The sequence below is a fragment of the Vibrio sp. A1-1 genome (assembly GCF_021728175.1).
Lineage (GTDB): Bacteria > Pseudomonadota > Gammaproteobacteria > Enterobacterales > Vibrionaceae > Vibrio > Vibrio diabolicus.
In genome coordinates this window covers 19710-39611 of sequence record NZ_JAKKCL010000022.1, presented here as the reverse complement: position 1 = coordinate 39611, position 19902 = coordinate 19710, and the positions used below count along the sequence as shown (strand labels likewise).

At 40.9% G+C, this 19902-nt stretch carries 14 protein-coding genes; 5 read left to right on the top strand and 9 right to left on the bottom strand.

Going from position 1 to position 19902, the window contains the following annotated elements:
• Window positions 1–102: 102 nt before the first annotated feature.
• Both L3V30_RS22055 and L3V30_RS22050 read left to right on the top strand, forming a co-directional pair.
• A complete protein-coding gene (locus L3V30_RS22055; RefSeq protein WP_140316748.1) occupies window positions 103–699 on the top strand; it encodes a tyrosine-type recombinase/integrase in 597 nt (198 codons plus the stop codon).
• Window positions 700–852: 153 nt separating this feature from the next.
• Window positions 853–1815 (top strand): Abi family protein, encoded by a 963-nt coding sequence (locus L3V30_RS22050; protein ID WP_180788106.1) that lies wholly within the window; start codon window positions 853–855, stop codon window positions 1813–1815.
• Between the two features lie 320 nt (window positions 1816–2135).
• Here L3V30_RS22050 and L3V30_RS22045 read toward each other — a convergent pair whose 3' ends face one another.
• The 4 genes from L3V30_RS22045 to L3V30_RS22035 all read right to left on the bottom strand — a co-directional run bounded on the left by L3V30_RS22045 (window position 2136) and on the right by L3V30_RS22035 (window position 8175).
• Window positions 2136–5312, bottom strand: coding sequence for a hypothetical protein (locus L3V30_RS22045; protein WP_237309900.1), 3177 nt, complete (start codon window positions 5310–5312; stop codon window positions 2136–2138).
• Between the two features lie 116 nt (window positions 5313–5428).
• Window positions 5429–7720: a hypothetical protein gene (locus L3V30_RS22040; RefSeq protein ID WP_237309898.1), complete on the bottom strand. Its 2292-nt coding sequence runs from the start codon at window positions 7718–7720 to the stop codon at window positions 5429–5431.
• A 110-nt stretch (window positions 7721–7830) separates the two neighbouring features.
• Window positions 7831–7959, bottom strand: coding sequence for a hypothetical protein (locus L3V30_RS23995; RefSeq protein ID WP_267136968.1), 129 nt, complete (start codon window positions 7957–7959; stop codon window positions 7831–7833).
• Window positions 7960–7962: 3 nt separating this feature from the next.
• Entirely contained in the window at window positions 7963–8175 is a 213-nt protein-coding gene (locus tag L3V30_RS22035) for a hypothetical protein (RefSeq protein WP_029844530.1), read from the bottom strand.
• Between the two features lie 130 nt (window positions 8176–8305).
• On the opposite strand from L3V30_RS22035, the gene L3V30_RS22030 reads away from it, so the two are divergent.
• On the top strand, window positions 8306–10936 hold the full coding sequence (locus L3V30_RS22030; RefSeq protein ID WP_029844531.1) for a hypothetical protein: 2631 nt from the start codon (window positions 8306–8308) through the stop codon (window positions 10934–10936).
• Between the two features lie 216 nt (window positions 10937–11152).
• The gene (locus tag L3V30_RS22025; RefSeq protein ID WP_029844533.1) at window positions 11153–11605 is read left to right on the top strand and encodes a hypothetical protein; all 453 of its coding nucleotides are present in this window, start codon (window positions 11153–11155) and stop codon (window positions 11603–11605) included.
• Window positions 11606–11623: 18 nt separating this feature from the next.
• Here the strand turns inward: L3V30_RS22025 and L3V30_RS22020 are convergent, their stop codons facing one another.
• The gene (locus L3V30_RS22020) at window positions 11624–15073 is read right to left on the bottom strand and encodes a hypothetical protein (RefSeq protein ID WP_029844535.1); all 3450 of its coding nucleotides are present in this window, start codon (window positions 15071–15073) and stop codon (window positions 11624–11626) included.
• A 663-nt stretch (window positions 15074–15736) separates the two neighbouring features.
• On the opposite strand from L3V30_RS22020, the gene L3V30_RS22015 reads away from it, so the two are divergent.
• Window positions 15737–16432 carry a hypothetical protein gene (locus tag L3V30_RS22015; RefSeq protein WP_029844537.1) on the top strand — a complete coding sequence of 232 codons (696 nt, stop codon included), beginning with the start codon at window positions 15737–15739 and terminating at the stop codon, window positions 16430–16432.
• A gap of 638 nt (window positions 16433–17070) precedes the next feature.
• Here the strand turns inward: L3V30_RS22015 and L3V30_RS22010 are convergent.
• The 4 genes from L3V30_RS22010 to L3V30_RS21995 all read right to left on the bottom strand — a co-directional run bounded on the left by L3V30_RS22010 (window position 17071) and on the right by L3V30_RS21995 (window position 19889).
• On the bottom strand, window positions 17071–17937 hold the full coding sequence (locus L3V30_RS22010) for a hypothetical protein (RefSeq protein ID WP_237309896.1): 867 nt from the start codon (window positions 17935–17937) through the stop codon (window positions 17071–17073).
• A gap of 99 nt (window positions 17938–18036) precedes the next feature.
• The gene (locus L3V30_RS22005; RefSeq protein ID WP_237309894.1) at window positions 18037–18831 is read right to left on the bottom strand and encodes a 3'-5' exonuclease; all 795 of its coding nucleotides are present in this window, start codon (window positions 18829–18831) and stop codon (window positions 18037–18039) included.
• A 295-nt stretch (window positions 18832–19126) separates the two neighbouring features.
• Window positions 19127–19597 carry a hypothetical protein gene (locus L3V30_RS22000; protein WP_237309892.1) on the bottom strand — a complete coding sequence of 157 codons (471 nt, stop codon included), beginning with the start codon at window positions 19595–19597 and terminating at the stop codon, window positions 19127–19129.
• A 1-nt stretch (window position 19598) separates the two neighbouring features.
• Complete coding sequence (locus L3V30_RS21995; RefSeq protein ID WP_237309890.1) at window positions 19599–19889, bottom strand: hypothetical protein; 291 nt, start codon at window positions 19887–19889, stop codon at window positions 19599–19601.
• Window positions 19890–19902: the final 13 nt, after the last annotated feature.

Sequence of the window (19902 nt, the reverse complement as noted above, 5' to 3'; positions counted from 1 at the left end):
TTCTTGAATTCGAAAAATTTACCTTATGATACCAGTAACTAAGCAAACTTCCTTGAGTTCTGCCTTACTTAACAGTGATTTTTATGAAGTAAGGAGCACATTATGGCTGCTTGGAATAAAGGAAAAAGAGTTGGGCAGAAGAAAGCGTTTAAATTGGAGGACATTTGGCGCATCCGAATTCGGTTGGAGCTTGAGGAACGACTGTTTGAGCTGGCGCTGTTTAACCTTGCCATCGATAGCAAACTCAGAGCATGTGACTTGCGTAACCTAAAGGTACAAGACGTTAGCCACAGTGGCTGCGTGATGTCACGAGCGATTGTGAAGCAACAGAAAACCCATCAAGAAGTGCACTTCGAAATCACGCCTAAGACCCAACAAACCTTATCTCAATGGATTATCCTGAATGGTCTGGTACCAACCGACTACGTATTCCCAAGCCCACGCCGTGAAGGGCAACCAATCTCTTACCATTACTACACGACTATGGTTAACAGATGGGTGACTGATATCGGTTTAGATAAAACTCAATACGGCACGCACTCGCTACGACGAACTAAAGCTTCTTTGATCTACGCTAAGACCAAGAATCTTAGAGCTATTCAGTTACTTCTGGGTCATGCTAAGCTCGAAAGCACGATTGAATACCTTGGTGTCGAGATTGAAGATGCACTAAGGATTTCAGAGAGTTGTGAGACGTGAAGGATATTAGAATTCAGATACAGAAAAACCCGCTTTAGGCGGGTTTTTCTGTTAGAATCGTTGCAACTTAGTTCGCAGGTGCTGTCTTTCGAGAGCTAGCCTGAAAATAAATCCAAGTGCTTACACAGAAATAATACGAGAATGACAGGCATAATGCAAGCTCAAGACTACCAATATTTAAAGCAGGATCTTTCACTACCCCGTTTGTCTAGCTATCAGCATTTCTTCAAGCCTCAAACTCCAGCCGAGCTATATGGTCACTATTGCTGGAATGAAGCTATATCTGCTGCTTTTTTTCGTTTAATCGGTATTGTTGAGATAACCCTAAGAAACAAGTTGCACTCAGCGTTAAGTAGCCATTACTACAACTCAAGTTCAATTGGCTCTAAAGCGAGTAATGACTGGTACAAAGCGTTAGACCTCAATCTGCGCTCTGAAGAAAATATTCTTAAAATAACCCACAAAAGAAAAAAAGGGAAATGGCAGCCTAAGCATCCCCCTGTCAGCCACGATGACGTTATATCACGATTAACGTATGGCTTTTGGCCTAAAGTTTTAGATATTCAGAGAGATAAAACAAATAAACCTGTACCATGGGGCCAGATCATTCCCGCCGTTATACCTTACCATCGACACAAAAGTGATAGTTACTGGAAGAAAGTAAAGCATCAAGACGCTCTCTATGCACGACTAGAAATGGTTGGCTCGATGAGAAACCGTATCGCTCATTTCGAACCTATTTGGAAGCAAGGTGATCTCTTCGAAGAAACAAGGGAGCGCCAAAACAAAATTCCAAAAAAACTAGGAAACGCGCCAACTACGGATAAAGAAGCGCTAGACAGACTAATACTCATTCATGAACGTGTTCAAGAGTTGTTAGGTTGGCTATCAGCATCACGATTAAAAAACTATCAAAATAGCTATACTTTTCGTCAACTAAACTGGTTGCTCAGCAAATCAGGAAAGGCAACATACTTAGATTTACAAGATCAAAGCCAACTCAGTAAAACTGAGTTCAAACGAAATATGACAAGCATAGTTTCAAAGCAAAAAACTGTTGCCGTTACTCAAAAAAATGATGTTGTGGGGATATTTTATCCATTAGGACAAATCTAAGGCGCTTTTGTCCCGAAGTGACTCAAAATCATCGTCAGCATATCTCCGGGCAACCGATTTTTAACTACTCACCTTTAATGAATAATTTTGCAAAACCATATGTTTCTCTCACATGAATTTTATTGAGGAAAATTTTGAAGCAGGACGACAAGAAATTTAAAGAGCGAAAATGACAATGGGGCACTTTTGCGTTAGAAAGTGCCCACTGTGAATGTATGAAGCGCTGTTGTACAAAAGGCAAACTACGACAAAAAGCATCGAAAGGTCGAACTTTAATGTCATAGTTCTAGTCTTTATTGTCGAGTTTCAAACTTTAATGTTCAACGACAACTATCACCTCGTTTCTTTTGAGATGCCGCAGCTTCCTGTTTAGCTCTGGCGCTAACAATGTTTAGAGTTTGTGTCACTTGGTTAGCTATCATGTACGCACCGATAGCACTACTAATATTCCCGCCCATAGATTTGAAAATCGACTGAACGCCTATCATATTTAATGCACTGTTACCTAACTCAAACCCTTGTTCGCGACAGAATTTCTCAACTCCACAGTAGAGTAAAACGGTCATCCCCAGTGTTAGTAGGTATGCAACAAAACTAGGTATGAGACTCGATAGGCTACCATCAAATCCCGTAAAATTAAGGGCACCAGCAACGCTGTTTACCATGTAAAAACCTACGCCACCTAGCTCCCAATAAAGGATAAACGAGATAACAATCAAAGGCGCTGTGAGCAAAAGTCTTATTAGTTGATTAACATGATCTTGGTAACTAACCATTCGCATACCGAATACATCGATAAACACTAAGGAGATCGTGATCGGAGAAAAAACAACCGATGCAATCCCCTCTAATAGATACAGTATCACCGCTTTTGTAATTTGCATGATTAAGTACAGCGGTATCATAAATCCGATATAGATTCCCGCAAATAGAAATGGCATCTCTAAACTTGAGATAACATCAGAGATAGCTGCCACAATCCCAGAAAATGCTTGCACATACTTTAGACCAAGCAACGTACCAAAAACCTGTTTAAGACCATCAGCAAAAAAGCTTAATGTGTTTGTTACCCAGTTTCCGCCACTCGAACCATCACTCTCAGTAAGACCTTGAATCTTGGCATTAACTACCTGAATCACTTTGTCTAACACTATTATGTTCAACGCTGCCTTAAATGTATCATGCCCATACATAACAAAGCCGAGAAGAGGGTTCCCTTCAAAATTAAAACATGTGGTTCTTGTTGAACACGCTTGGTAGCTGTCAGTTAATGATAATGCTTTATCAAACCCCATAGCCTTCTTCAAAGAGTCGTCGGCAGGAATCGCCATATCTATCATTGCACGTAATGCGCTATCAACATTGCTAGCGATATCGGTGTCCTGATCTTCGTCGAGGCTAGTAGCTTGAGACTCGACATCACCACTAACTGAGGCGTTAATTACGCTACCGCTAAATCTCGCGTTATCGAGTTCGACAGAATAGTCATCTGCTATATTGCGCATAGACAGAACACCATTAGGCGCTACGTGGCTAGCAGCAGATGCACTAGGTTTAGCCCCGTCCAATGTTGCTCCAATTTTTATAGCCGTATCGTTAGCTGAGAGGAACATAGCAGGTATACCTAGAACACCTCTTTGTCTAGCATCTGTTATTGCTCGCTGACTTGATTCATTAATCTCTATTTCAAGATTCTTTAGAAGAGCATGTTTTTTAGCAGCACTAACTCTCGCGAAATAGTTCGATAAAACATCGATTTCACGTTTAGCATCGGCAAGATATTTTCGCGCCTTATCTTCAGTTTTTGGCTTAAATTGATTAATCAAGATCTCTAATGATGTGTTAATCTCTCCGCTCCTGACCTTACTTACGAGCTGATTAATAACCTTCTGATCATCAGAATCCAGCAAAGATGTGAATGTGCCGTCAGGTGTTGGCAGTAGGCAAACTGGATATACGTAAGCGGCATCAGAGATATTCCTGAATTTATCGTTAGAGTCCATCGATCCCTTGCTAAGGTCGTATGTTAACCACGCCTCCCATTGAGCCATTTGCTCGATGTTTTTGTAGCAGTTAAATCGTCTCAAAGCCGTTGTTGCTAATTTGGTTTGATCAAACAGTTTATAAATTGGCTCATTACCTCGCTCTGCCAACTCACCCGATCTAAAAAACGGACTAAACCTTAACTCGCTCGATAGTGCATCATTTTTGGTCGCATCCAAAGAGAAGGCACCAAATAGGTAGCCATCCAAAGCAGAAAGAATGGATAGTGCTGACGCATCTGGATGCTGATCTTGAACCTCGTAAATTAATTCCTGCATTTGCGAAGAGGCCGATTCACTCGCCGCCTTGGCCTGAGCTTCGGTTGACAAAGCTCTAACCAAAAGGGTTTCCTGAATTTTTGGTATGGCCTTTGAGTTAGCTACCACCCTTAATGCCTCATCTGAGATCTCAGGGATAGGTGATGAGATACTCATTGTGTTTCGAGCCTTATAAAGATCAGAAACAGACAGATTGCGCTCGAAAAGTGGGGCTGAACCATCCTCTCTGTAGTCAAACGGCTCCAGTGTGGCTCCAGCATTACTGTTTAAAACTGGGTTTTTTATTCTAGCAACCAGTGTTGTGTCACCTGCTAGTGAGCTAGCTACATCACCAACGGTCGGGTCACGATCCTCATAATCAGAAAAAAATCCGATTATTGAGTCTAAAAATCCGCCACCTGAACTATTTTCGCCCTTTACCATGCTGGCATTTTCTGTGCGAATGTTCATGTAATTTAAAGTTAACGCTGACTGCTCCGCTCCGTATAATCCACGCACTAGGTTTTCCGCATAATCTTGACCCATACCATTAAACTGCATGTATTCGTCAGCCATTGCTATCGTCTCAGTCTTCTGAGAGCCGAGCATTTTCTCTGGCAAATGTGAGCCAACTGATGCGGCTAATTTTAGTCCGACCAACAATACACTGATATACAAGACTTGGATTAAGGAAATCCCGCCAAGATACGGCGTAGATAGAGCAACCCCGCCGCCAGTTTTTAATAGCGTGATTAAATCATCTCGACTACTAACAAACTTTCCGCTACTCATCGCTCTGTAGAAAAGAAGAGGGAGAACTATTAGCCCAGCCAAAAACCAAATATATCCTGCCGAGAGCGACGTAAAATGGATCATTGTTGATATAAGGCTGGTCTGATTTTTTACGGTTGTTGGTATCTCTGGCGTAGGTGTGTTTGTGAGCCTATAAACGCCCCTTACCGCGCCGTTTGATTGTGGCAAATCTCCCAATAATATGCCGACACCAATCAAACTTGGGTCATTTTCACAAACACTCATGTCTCCTAAAACTACCTTACCCTCTCTATCAAAGGCTGTTCCACAATCGATAGTGTTCGCAAAAATAGATGGAGAGAATAACGCTAGCGCTATAAGGCTAAAGGTGACAAGCCAGTGATAAAAAGAGCTTCGTCTTTTTTTTCTGGAGTTATAATGCATCTCGTTTATTTAAATTTTAATAATAAACAGATCTTTGTACAAATTTTTTGTAAGGTAATTAAATTATTGTTTTTGTTTGCTTGAAAATAAAAAGGGAGGTTTTTTACCCTCCTCGATTAAATATAACTTTTAACATTAAATATTTTAAGTAATGAACTTAATGACTCGCCTTTCTGAATATCATCTCTAGCCTCATCATCCAGTAGATTACCTAGGAAGCTCAGAATCTTAAATGGAGCATCAAATAGGCATTTATACATAATAAATAAATAAAGGAAAAACCCAAGCATAAACAGAATGACGGAATCAATAACACTCGATGAGTCAAGAAGCGATGTACTGTTAACGACGTCATAAACTATATCAGTTGAGTAATAAACTAATACATACCCAGCGAAATTTGCCATAACAGCAAAAATAAAAAGTAATGCAGTGTCTATAATTAAAGTTTTTATATTCGATATTAATGCCCAATCAGATTCTTTATTCACTTCTTCACTTGTCAGGAATGTGTTTTTCAATATAGAAGCGAGTGGTTTAATCATATAAAACAAACACAACTTAATTAATCTGCACAAAATTAGTAGTACAACCTTTGCAGTAAAAAACAATGAAAGCACTCTTGTGCAAAAAATCACAATAGCCACCATCAGAGAAGAAGAACCTAAGGAGCTAATAAAACCTCCAGTTGTCTCCCATCCCAACTTCTCTGCAACGAATCCTCCCGTTACCATCGCCACTGCTAAATTAACGTAAAAGGAAAAGTCCTCGACTCTTTTAGCAAAAGGATCTTTATTCAAGACAACCTCAGATAAATCGCTAAGGTTAAAGCTATCCTCACTAATTTTATTGCTACCTTCAAACCAAATGTTTCTTAAGTATGGGTGGTTTTTTTCTAAAAAAGCAGGGACATCAGAGTCGCTGATTTGCTTGATGGTTTTTGGGCTGTAACTGTATTCCTGTCTAATAGACGATATAGTATTAGGTAGTGTTATGTGCAGGATTTTATCAAAGTAAGGCTGGTACAAATTTTCCAATTCCCTCTGAACCTGAGTTACCCCATCAGTAATACGAAATGAGGAATCCAATAAACCTGAGTGATAAATCACTGTAGCGCTTCGGTCTTTTATGTTTGAATTTGATTCAATTTCAATCAGCTTTTGGGCTGCTGCTTTAGTCATTAGCGATAGTTTTGCGATCTCGGGAATAACTACATTACCCTTTTCATCGTAACTGTAACCATCAACAGCGTCGAACCAAACTCCATCATTACTCTCATAGCCATAGAACCCATCTATCAGTTCTCCCGCCCCGTTTTTCCTTGAACAAAACAGACTGTACTCTAATTCGCTAATTGACACTCGTTGACCATGCACCCTAGGACAGATAACACTACGCTTATAATCATCTAAGGCATTTACTGCATCTTCAAAAGTGCCCTTAAGGTTTTCACGCAGATAACGTTCCGGTGCCGTGAGGCTTTTTTTATCAATTAGTTTTGGTGAAAATTCAATATTCAATCTCGCATTACTAATGTCAGCACCATACTCGGTACTGTCGAGCACCCATCGACATTCAGCGATTTTTGCTTTTTGAACGTAATCTCTGCTAGAGATAAGGCAATTTTCATTAACATTAATGCGAGACGACTCAGGGAGAGCGTCTGCCGCCTTTTTTTGCAGTTGTGCTAGACCAACCAGCGCTTCATTTGACGCAGGTTGACCTTGAGGCCATTTTTTTCGTAGTTCAGAATCCAAATGAGCATCATTGATAATTCTCGACAAAACAACATCTTCAATAACCAACTGTATTGATTGATAAGACTTTTCAATATCTTTAGTCTGATCTAGATTGGGGCTGAGCATACCAGAACCAGTATACAATGCAGAGTAAAGCCAACTTGAGAAAAATGAGGCTGATAATGCCATGAAGATTATCACCGTAGTCATCAAGATACTTAAAACGTTTGTTTCCCAAGATGGAATTGGAGCAATCAGAGCTATTATAATAAACAAATTGATGATGATTTTTACTGAGTCACTCTTAACATCTTCTGCTTCATCATCCCCCTCATGATCATTAGAAAAAACGTATTCCCATCCCCTGAAAAATAGGATGTACACAAACAGCGAAATAGCTACGGCGGTTAGAACACCATAGAAAGCTAAAGATAAATGTTCTAATAAGCTACCTTTACGCTCCGACTGGATATACGTTTGATGGTAAAAATCGTTGTTTTTGTCGGTATAGACTTTGTGAGGGTTGTCTATCGTTATCTTGTTATTGATTGGTAGTGAATTAATGAAACCATCAAGTTCATCAACTGATAGAAGGTCGATTGATTTTTGCGTTGCATTTGGGAAAAGCATAGATGCACCTTCAACAATAGTATCAGGTTTTGAGCGCACATCTATTATGCTGCTTTTACTGTTAGAGTTGCTACCTATTGACTCTGCGTAAGCGACAAACCCAATTGATAGAAAACATATATATATTAAGACACGAATCATCCACCCTGTTAACGTTTATACATTACTTCATATTTTTCCTCGATAGCCTTACCTTCTCTGTAGTCAGAATATTTATCGAATCCTGCATAAAGAATTGTGGCTACAGCAAATAAAACAGCTACTATTGGTGTTTTCATAATTTATTCCTTTTTAAAATTGCAAACTTCTTTCGGTGGGTAATAAATCTTACCGTCGTGGACAAATGCATTTTTAGATAGCATATAAGCAACATGACCTCTAGATTTAATATCTAGCTCTTCAAACAATTTATTTCTGTCATTGTTATATTCCTCACGCAACAACTTAATGAGAGAATTCTCTTTTATGAAAAGCTCAATGTCTTTATATTCCATAAATTTTTTTTCTTTAATTATACAAATTTTTTGAACGACAAACAATATATTTATACCATTTCCCTCAAAAAATTATACATATACAAAAATTTTGAAAGCTATCTTATATATATTAAAATTAAAATAAAAGATGCATTTATATAGACTGATTAGAGTTACTTTTATTGCCTTCATTATATTTATTAGCGCCTGCGCTAATGCTGCTGGCAATACATGCGCATACGACGAATTTAAAGACCCTATCAATAAATTCGCACTCAGCACCTTCGGCTCTGACACTGCTGCAACCCTCATTGATGGAGAATCCAACAAGGAGGCGGTCAGAAGAATGTCTCAAATAGATATAGAAAACTGTTCCTTTAGGGTTAACATCTCAAAAATCACAACCGAAATTATCCCACTCACCTCGGTAGTATCCGGTGTGCTCCTTTTCAGTTTCGGTATTTGGGGGTTATTTGCTAACAAATCGTTTGGCCTGTTGCTGGGTGAGAAAGGTGCAAGCAAAAAAATCTTCACAGCCGTTTTTGTTGTCGGTGGGGTTTTGATTTTACTCGGAAGTACAGGTGGAGGTTTAGCTAACGCTCAGAAATTACTTATGAATCAACTCGCTCGAAGTGTTTCAGGTGCAAAGATCGTGGCTGACGAAATGATGCCACCACAAAAATTGAGCTTGCCATTTTATCGCACACCTCCATCAACGTGGTTAATCGAAAAAACTGAGAGTGACACAATCAACAACTACAACACGAATGCATTCTCGCAAATCATCGACTACTCGCGCTGCGTACTAGAAGAGAAAGGTGACGATGTAACTGTTGATCAGATAATAAAAGAAATTTACACCCACAAAAGCGCAGGCAGGGTTATTGTCAAAGCTGGTAATTCAGGCTCCGCTTGCGAACTAACTGTCTCAACCTCCATCGACTCCCCGATGAGCGATCCAAAGTTCGCTGCTGTATCAGATAGGCTAAAAATTGACAGTTTTATCGATCTATATGAGCAAAATCAACTCCGAACGATAACAGCTCTAACCTACGACCTTGTGCGCTCAGCCCACTCATTCAACAAGGCAATGTATGCCTCCGTTGACTACCGACCCATGTACATTCGAGCTGAATCTCAAAACATCAATATTCCAGAGAACTGGAAATCGCTATGTCCTGCATCGACTGACTACTCAAGCCTAGTTAGCCGCGACAATAAAAAGCTCATTGCATCTGAGATTGTTACAATGCAACGCATAGCAGAGCTATGTATGTCAGATCACGTAACCCAAGTTCTGGCATATCCATCATACACTGATTTTCGCGAAAACAGCGTAAGACAGGTGTGTAACGGTGAGTCTATCGACAAATGCTTACCTAAGGTTTGTTCTGCCAAAACGGATGGTAGTAACAGTAATTTGTTTGAGTGTGGCTCAGCTATCTACGCAAGCGCCTCGACCCATCTGCATAAAGAGAATCTCAAAAGGGGTTGGGCGTTTAGGCCATCTCAATTTCTCTCTGACTTGTCCATAGCTAGCGCGAGACAAGAGCCTCAAACGGTACTGTCTGGCTTTAGAGCTGAGTCTAGAAATAGTCTAGCAGTAACAGCAAACAGCACTCACTCAACAAGATATCGAGATCTTAACGACAAATTACGTTTCGTTATTAGCGATACTGACGCTGGACTGTATAGCTACATCCCAGCCGCACCAAAAGATCAATCCTCTGAGTCTCACGACATCATAGGAATGACAAGATTAACCCAGTGTCTAGAAACACCAAACCAACTGATCACTGACGCAGAAGGTCAACCTAAATATATGTGCGAGGCACCCGTTGTCGAAATCGCCAAAACAGGTCAAACATTGATCAGGTTATATAGCTATTTACAAGCAGGAAAATGGTCAGCGGAAATAGTTAATAAAACCAGTTTATCGAAAAAATCAGCATCTAAGCACGAGGTCGGTCTCACAGGCTCTAAATCTTCTGCTAAAAGCCACGAAGTTAAGAACAGCTCGATGATGCAGGGCGTTAAGAAGTACCTGACTCCAGTGATAGGGACTGCGGCGATTGGAGCAATGGAATACATGATGACAGATAAAGTTTCTCTCGATGATTCGCCATATGCAATGGAGAATGTTAACGGGTTTGCTAATGCATCTCTAAGCACTGCTTACCTCGCAGGATACATCTTGCAGGGCGATGGAGACAGATGGGTTGAGCCATCTCAGATCATATTCCTCGCAGGGTTTGTTATGGCGTACATTATCCCGCTGTCAATAATGGCTATGTTCTATTTCGCCACCATTCTTTGGATTTTGTTAGTTACTCTAACAGTTTGGCTATTAAATCCTTTAGTTGCATACATCGTAACCAAACAGGCGGATGAGATAGCTATGCAAATCAAAAAAATAATAACTCATGTAACACTACTAATAATAGCGCCGCCTCTGTTTGCAATGGGTTTTTACCGTTCGTTAGGGCTAATGGAAACCCACCTACCCATAATGCTCGGCTCTGTAAATGATCTGGCGGCACTATCAGTAATGACCGATTCTTTAGTTAGTTCAATCGTGAAATGCCTTGTTTTTGCAGGGATATACTTTGTTTTTCTGACGATCTTTGTTTATAACATCATTCAAGAGACACCGAGAGGCTACCAGACCGTTCGACGATTAGTGTTCGAGGAGACTAGCGAAGATGAGTTCGGCTCAGCATCCAGAGATGCACTAGGCCAAACCAGAAGCGCCGCCGAAAAGCTCAAGAGTCTTAAATAGCAATAAATACCCCTTATGGTCTTGAAATCAGTACCATAAGGGGCTATGATCAGACTGTAGATGAAGGGCGGTAGAGGAATCCCCCTGTAAAATAGCATCAACCTCATTGGATGAGTGGCGGTAGAGGAATCCCCACATAAAATAGTATCAACCTCACTGGATTAATCTACACAGAAAGCCCCTTTACTGGGGCTTTTTTGTGCCTACGGAAAAGCAATGGACATAAGAACACTCAAGCAGGCATCTTACGAGCAGCTAGCTAAAGACCGACCTCAGGTGCTGGAGAAAAACCGTGGTTACGGCATCGTATCGATTACCATCGATACACTAACCTACGCAATTCCTCTCCGTAGCAATATGAACCACCGAAACGGATTCAAAACCATCCCTATCAAGAGAGGTGGCAAATTGATCTGGAACGGCCTCGATTACTCTAAAGCCTTGGTTGTTCAGCAAGCCGACATTGAATCCGAAGCGTTTAAGCTCCGCGCACAAAAAGAATTCGATAAAATTCAAGCCAACAAGGACAAGATTAAGCTTGAATTCGAGGCATACGTTAAGGCATATATTGAGTGTGTTGCCAAGGGCACGAGTACAACCGATGCTAGATTCAAATTCACCACTCTGCAATATTTTCACGCCGAGATAGGAATAGAAAAAGGAGCCTAATGGCTCCTTTTATGTTACTTACTTATCTGAGCTAGACTCAGGGTCGCTTTCTGGTTTATCTACCCTCTCATCCTGAGAGGCATTATCACCTCTTCGCTTAAGCTCTGGGCGTTCTTGCTCCGGTTCAGTTCTATTATCAGCAACATCGTTCGTCTGAGTCAGTGCCTCTCTTCTCGGCTTACTATTCTCCCTCGCTGGCCTCAAAGTATCTCTTTGCGGTTGGCTTGGTAGTGAAAATCCTTGAATCTCATTTATCTCGCTTCCCGTAACCTGATCCGTGCCGCCCCTGCTTAGGTTTGAGATGTTCTTATTTGTGTCAACACCTACTATCTCACCCCCTTTCAGCATGAACTCTGTAGCGCCCTCTTGAGCCAAAACGCCAACTTTTGCGCCGATCAGCTCAGCCATTTCACTCTCTGAATTTCTATCATCGTCTGTTCTAGACTCTCCAGTAATAAAATCTAATCGATCCCTCATTCCTTCTCGAATGAACTCAGAAAACAGCTTGAACCCAAACCCTAGGCACAAACAAACCATGATCGCGACTGCGACCTGAGATGCCATGATATTACCGTCTACGCTATTTAAAAGCGGCGCAGAAACAGTAGACATCACATCTTTAAAAAAAAACGCGACGAGAGGGAGAGCACAGACAGTAACAACAAATGCAATCGTCATAAAAGCTGGCTGTAAAAAACCACGAATCACACCTATCACGCCAAAACGCTCGTAAAACCATCGATTGCTACCGCCCATAAGAATAAAGGCCCACAGCATCGGAGACACAAACAGAACAGTTAGAGAAAACGTCTCAAATCCAAACAGCGCTATACTAAAAATCACAAGAGGCATGTAGTAGATCAGTAATTGAAACACCCCACCGATCATATGAGTTAAGGCCACCATCCCCACGATAGCTATAGCTATCGTGTTACTAATCAGATCTTTAAACATCGTCCTAGCCGCCCCAAAAAATTTATCCACACCTCCAATCTCGCTGGAATTGCTCGTGTTTTTTTGCAACTTAACAGAACCAGTCAGACCACCATCAGTCTCGGAAGAAACGCCCTTCTTGCTATTAAACTTGCTTAATGCTTTTTTTGCTAAAAAAGCACTTGCACCTACTGTGATCGTGGTTGCAATCACTTCCACACCCAGAGTTATCGCAGCAATCCCCTGATCTCTAAAATACAACATCGGTGATTTTAAAAACTGTGAGCAATAAGCAACCATTTCTGAACGTGTACGCTCTAAGTGGTTCAAAACCGACTGATCTATCTGAACATCACATGCCTTCAGCATCGCATATCTTAATTCAGTCTCAGTCATTGTTGAGTGTGGTCGAGTTTGTGACACAATATCAAATGCGTCCCCAATCACATTGCCGCTCAAATCTAACACTAACTCCTCGTGAGTTTTCGTGTCAGCACTAAACTGCCCTGTTTCGTACTCAAGGCCAGTGTTCATAATGGCATTAGATGTAGAAGTATTTCCGCTCATCGTAGAAATAACAGAATCAAACGACTCTTGCGCAGTCTGTCCAGCTCCAGCGGATTCATCCGTATGGCTGTTAAACATGTAGGCAGGTAAAACGATTTTCACATCAGTGATCCCCTTCTCTCCCTCAATATTCGGAGGCAAATAGGAGGTTTGAGAATCAAAGTTTTTTGTTGCGCTAATACTGGATTGCAGCGCCGCCTTCCCCTCTTTGTTAGTCGTCAGGTGTTGACTAACACTAAGATTTGATTCGTAAGTTCCTAAAAACGCAGAGCCAAATTTAGACATTCCGTGTTTTCTTGCCTCAATTGCAGCCGCTTTACTTCTGCTTGCTGAGTTAAGGCTCGCAATTGCACTATCGACACGAAGATTTTTTAACGCCTGAGTAAATGCTAACTGAACCTCAGCTTCTGATTTATACAAATCTAAAAGCTCAGCGTATGCGTCAGCAATTTTTTGAGGGTGCTGTGCAGCAACCTCTAACGTGGAATGGGTGAAACTTGAAGCTGTACTATCATCAGCATTAAACAAAAGCGCCAAATCACCGCCCTCGTGTACCGCTGAACAGCTAATTGAAAACTCAGAAACACCTACATTACCTGCGTTTAGAGCCTTAACAGTGTACCTATTTCGGATGTACTCAGCTCGATTGCTGAGGCAAGATTTAAGACGCAATTCTTTAGCTATAACGTCAGCGAGAGCCGACCTTTTATTAAATCGCTCCATCGCTTCCTGCTCTTGGCGCACTAAAGCCGCCCCTCCTTCTGCATTAAACATAAGCGCAGAAAAGAAATACTTTAAGGCGCGATCTGCCATCAGCTCTTTATCCAACTCTGGGTTTTCATTAGCCTGAATTGAGCGGTAAATATCCACCCACGCCTCAAACGCTGCATCCCTCTTTATGCGTGATGCATCTTTTAACGAGTCCAGTTTTTTATTAATCAGTTTTGAGAATGGTTTAATTGCTTCAGGTTCGACAGGAGATACAAGCGTTTGAGTTCCACAGATTGTTGCTGAATCCAGATCATGTTCCATTCCCCATCCAGATGTGATTTTTACTGAGTTTTGTCCGGGTTTTAGCTCATGCATTGAGGCAGCAGAGTCGCCCAATGTTGATAAATTTAGACTAGATCCATTTCTGTATGTGCTAGTGTTTGCAGCTAGGCCGTTTTGAGCATCGCGATACACCCCAAGTAGTGCAGCCTGATTGATACAAACCGCCATCTCGATATCGTTACGCGCTCTAGTCAGAGGAAGGTTAGAGGCGGCGGCTGAGTAGGTGACAGTATCAACACCCCCTACCTTCAAACCTTCATCAACAAAATTTGTTGTTAATGTGTGAGAGATAATATTTTGAACAAATAACCCAAATGAATAACCGAGGATACCTATATATGCAAAAATAAAAGCTGCTACATTTACGCTATTGTTCTCAGAAACAATTGAGCTTTGGGAAGGGATTTTTAAACTCATAAACAGTGCGACCGCGCACATAGCAATATAAAACTTTAAACGCTTCTTTTCTGAGTCATTATCATCAGCGCTAGTCATCATTTTAAAAAATGAATAAGATATGTATGCAATTGCGAAAATTATGGCAATGACAAGTAATAGCTGCGAACCCATCATTATGGATGCACGCTCTTCGCCAGCTAAATCCAAATTACTATTACGTAAGGTGTGTTGAATTTTGGCATTTTTAATTATTCCATCAACGTTTTTTTGAAACGGTTTTGCCCCCTTTAACGCTAACTCAATGGTCGCTGGATAGCTTTTAAGTTTCGCTAGAATAAGCTCATCATTTGGGCATATCTGGGCAGACAACATTTTCATGTTTCCTTGCTCATCTGTTAACCCTCTACACTCTGTAACAGGAGTTAAATCGATGAGTTCACCGCTATCGCTAGCAAAGGAAGACAAGGCTGGCAACGCTAAGACGATGATAAAGATTAGTTTTATTACATATTTCATTCCTCGTTAATTTTATTTGATGTAAGAGTTATTTATTACTAACCTTCATTACGTAAGTTAAATATGCATTTAGGTAACTTTCAGTCATAACTCGTTTTTAGCCCCTCTTTTATAGAGGGGTTTTTTATTAATTTTAGAAATTAATAACCTTTAATACAAATTTTTTGTAAGCAGTTTAATTTTTATATTCCTAATCACCCTATTATCTCTTTTAAAATAAATTCAATTGGTTAAACTTAAATTAAAACGTATGACAAACTTAAAAACTGAAGCTAATAAAGAGATCGAAATGACCACCCCCTGCATTTGCGGTAACAGCACAGGAATAGTTCTAGGAACAATCCAGCTAGAAGAACAAAATGAATTCGGAGACGACTATTGCGAGATTGTTGTTGAGTGCTCGTGGTGCGAAAAGGTTCACACATTCGAAGCGCTGGTTGTTTAAGAGATAATTAGGATAGCCTTTTTGCTATCCTAATTTGACACGCCCATTTTGTTTAATTAACATAGTGATTAGCTGCTTAGGCTGATGGTGCGTTTACCTTAAACTAAGCCCTCTCAGAGTGTTCTATATTGCTTAAACTAGTTAACGCTGGTCATGGCAACCAACAAAATTAAACGCGGTATGTCGAGTAAATCCAGCAAATTAACAAGTAAGGCAATATGAATATTGACGCTTATTCAAACTTCATCGAAGTTTCAACACAAAATCTAAAATCTGTTTTCCGCCGTAAATTCAATACAATCCCTAAAGATAAACGTCAGGTATCGCTTACTCAGGCGTATAACATTCTGGCTAAATCTGCATACTTTAGTAGTTATCAGGCCATGATAAGCACTGAAACGGCACTGATTCAAATCAGTGAGGTTGGTGAAGCGCTTATAAACTGCGGCGCTAGCGACTACAACGCCAGCGAGATCGCAAGACTTCTGGGCGCAGACGTAATATGCCCGAGACTAACAGGTAGGTTATCGATCGGTGTAATTGACAATGACTCAGTTCTTTACGACCCGTACCCTCATGATGAACACCCATACCTTTCCGATGTTGAGTTTTATCCATTGTCGGTTGATGAAAATACAGGCGCTTGGATCTCCAATGCGGACTGGAGTAACTTTATCGTTAGTCTCAGGGAAAAAATCACAAAAGGCGAAGAGCTAGAGGATGCCATCGAGTCTTGCTGGAGCGAAGTCAGTATTGAGGGTTGTGACGAGGTATATATTGAAAACCACTTTGATATAGATGAGATCAGAACCTGCTCAGAAGGGCGTTTTCGACAAATAGTTCTAGAAAACACAATTTACAGCCATGCGGATATTGTTTATCAGCACCTAAATCAGGAAAGAGAGAATATTTAAGTAAAAAAGGAAGGCTTACACCTTCCTTTTTATCATTTGACGAGCCAGATCTCTATATCGCTGACTATTGCTTCTCCAGCTATCTCGGTTAGCTGTACTGCTCTATTAGATAGGGAATTTTGTGATGCTGGTCGTTGTTGTAGGGGGGCACACGACGATTCGGAAAATATTGTACGCTAAGAGCGTAACCTTATGTTCCTAAAGGAAAAATTTGCTTAGATTTACTCATCCCCACAAAAAGGAAAGGGAACTATAAAGGTTCCCTAGAAATACTTCGCTTCATTTTTTGCAACTTTGTTGTTGGCCGTGTCACGCTTCAACTCGGACTTAACATGATTACCTATGGGAATCATGGGTCTTCTTGACTCTTACAGTCTGGCTGACCAAGCGCAGCGCGTTCCGCTTTCGATAATTTAGAGAGCAGGGCGGCTCATACCAGCTCTTGATATAAGATTATAACTGAGACTGTATAATGTAAATATATTTATAATCTTACTTGCTTGAACCAAGAATGGTTAAGGCTTCTATGCTAGGCATGGGACACCTAGCTTGGGTAACCAGTTTAGTATAGCTCAATGCCGTGCCTGATATCACCACATCATCAACTAATCAGCCTAGGCTTACACCTTCCTTTTTTACTATTTCACCAACCAGATTTCTACATCGCTGACTATTGCTTCTCCTGCAATTTCTTTAAGTCGCACTGCTCTGTTTGATAAAGAGTTCTGTGATGGTGGACGTTGTTGTAAATGAATTATGTCGTCTTTTGTGATAGGGGCATTTGGGTGAATGATATACATACCAAATTTCAATTTTTCTGAAGGTTCACCGCGCCTGATAACACGAGCTGTGTATTTTTTACCTGATTCTCTTCGAAACGTGATGCTTGAAAACTCCACACCATCCAACGCTGACGCATAATGAAGCAGTTCCTCTGGACTGATAGTTAGCGTAATTGTGTCACCATCATCATCAAGCTCGGGCTTTATTTTCCCGCCTGTTCTGTCACTAATGCTCGCCGCCGTTCTACTCATCTCTCGTTTCGTTTCAACGAGAATGTCATCGAAGTTATCAAGGTGCTCGATATCCCCATAAAACCAGCGATTTATCTCAACTCTGCCATTCATTTGATCGGACGATTTTCGATTCACAGACCTGTACGCTGTTGCGGTTGCTAACGTTAGATTTGTTACCTTGTCACCTAGGAAAATTGGATTGTTTTTGTAGCTAGTAATAGTCGGTTTGATTGATGTGGCTTCGCTCTCTGCAATTGCTTCAAGCAATGCCAAGTATTCTAGATCTAGTTCGTGGTACTTGGCCTTTAGCTGCTCATACTCATCCGCACTTTCAGCTTTGTAAACTGCTCTGATGTAAGGTGAGTAATGCCCCCCACTACATTTTGATTCGTCATATCGAATCAGCGTATTTTCTGATGATAACAACTCATCGAGCGAGTGGTTAATTGTGCTAATTAGTTCTCTGAGTTCCTGTTGTTCAGCAGTCATTTAAACACCAATATAGATAAGAATAGCTAAAAAGCTATCCTGTTCTATCTGTTTAGATAATGAAAGGTAACTCCCAGAAAAATGAGAGCCACCGAGTTTTTATAGATCAATTTGCGAGATTTTCTTGAGTAGCTCAGCAGCACCTTTAGCGTCTGCCTTAGCATCATGCGCTTGGCCTTTCCATTCAACACCTGCCCTTTCCATCGCGGCAGAAAGGCTGATAGTGCCATAGCGATTTGTAGCGCCATAAACTTTTGCTGCTAGACGCATTGCGCAGCGCTCCGCAGTAGCACTAATCCAATCTCCTGAAAACGTTCGCTCGATAGCATTTCTATCAAATGCTAGATTAAAGGCTGTCCACTTCCTGCTCTTCAGCACAACCTCCAGATCTCTACTTACCTCATCTGGCGTAGGCGCACCCTCCAACATACTCGCGCTAATTCCATGGATATCCTGTGCCTCTTGAGCAATCTCTCGATCTGTATGAACTAGAGATGAGTAAAGTGTTTCGCCCGTTTTACAGCAAACAGCAGCGATCTGAATAACCACTCCATCAAGGTCAGTCGTTTCTGTATCAATCATTATAAGGCCATTATCGATAGCCTCTTTGCACCAAGTGAGCGCTTTGCCCTTTGGCGAGGCCATAAGTAATTTTTTAGTTGCGGCGTTTTGTGCTTCAGTTCTTGGTTTGTTGCTTAGTTCGCGCATCGGCACACATTGCCTTAGCGTGAAACATTCAATCTTGCCGCTGCTATATGGATTTTTGTACGAGTATCTGCTACGTGCTTCTTTCGATGGCTTGACTCGGAAAATCGCCTTTAATGTGGGTTTGGTGTGCTGCTTGCCTATCAAATTCGCTTTAGCTGCTGATTCTCGACGTTCAGCAAAACTCATTGCCTCGAATCCTTCAATTTTCTCGATGTAAAAATCTATTGCTCTCATAATTTTGTGTTCGTTTTTTCTTAAACATAGTAACCAAAACCAAGAGCTGTCAACACGATTTTTTCAATATAAACACTTGATATATATAAATTTATTTATATATATCACTTTTTAAAATTACCTTAAACGCAGGAGGTTGAGGAGTGGATTTTTAACTAAAACTACCAGATTAGAATAGCTAAAAAGGCTATTCTAATTAACCTAACCGAGAAAAAAAACTGAGCGGGTAACTAAGCAACCACCGCGATCACCTAATCGCGACAGCAGGTCTTAGTTGGTGCTCGACTTTAACAATGCTTGTTATTGCTGATCTCAGTTTAGAAATGGAAATACGAAGGTTTCTGAGTGCTGTCAAATCCCTATCTGGAATTTCGGTGCCATGATCAGTTACTAGATTTTCAGCTAAACCCTTAATGTTCGTCTCAATTTTACGCACAAACAGATTGGCTTCATCGAGTTTAGCCATACTTTCGCTATCAAAATAGGATTCTGGCGAATCTGACTCCTCGATTTCGCGATAGCGTTCTCTCCAAACACTAGTTTCGCCATCGATGGCGCGAGCAATCTCATTAGCGAATAATGAGAAATTCATAGAATTACAATTCAACACATCGCGGCTTAACATGCTTGGTGCAGTTTCGGCCTCTTCTAGACTGGCAACAGCCGAATTACTTAGCGTTAGTAGTAACAAACCCATAGTTAAAAACCCCTTTTTCATATCAAACCTTAGCATTTAGCGGCTTGATGGATTTAAATCGGCCTGAAACATAAGAGCTTCCTACCTTCAACATGTTCATTTTGCGACTAACCTCGTAGGCCAGCAAAAAATCTAGATGCATACCTGTAAGTTTGTCCATAACGATTTCCCAGCGGCGAGTAAACTCAGGGGCTTTAGGCGATTGGATATCTAAAACAAACCTTAACTCTTGGCCTTCTTTCGTAAAATTTTGGATTTCCGCTGTTATAAACCTGTCCCTTATTTGCTCGACATACCTAGCAAATTCTTCCATACCAGCCCCTTGT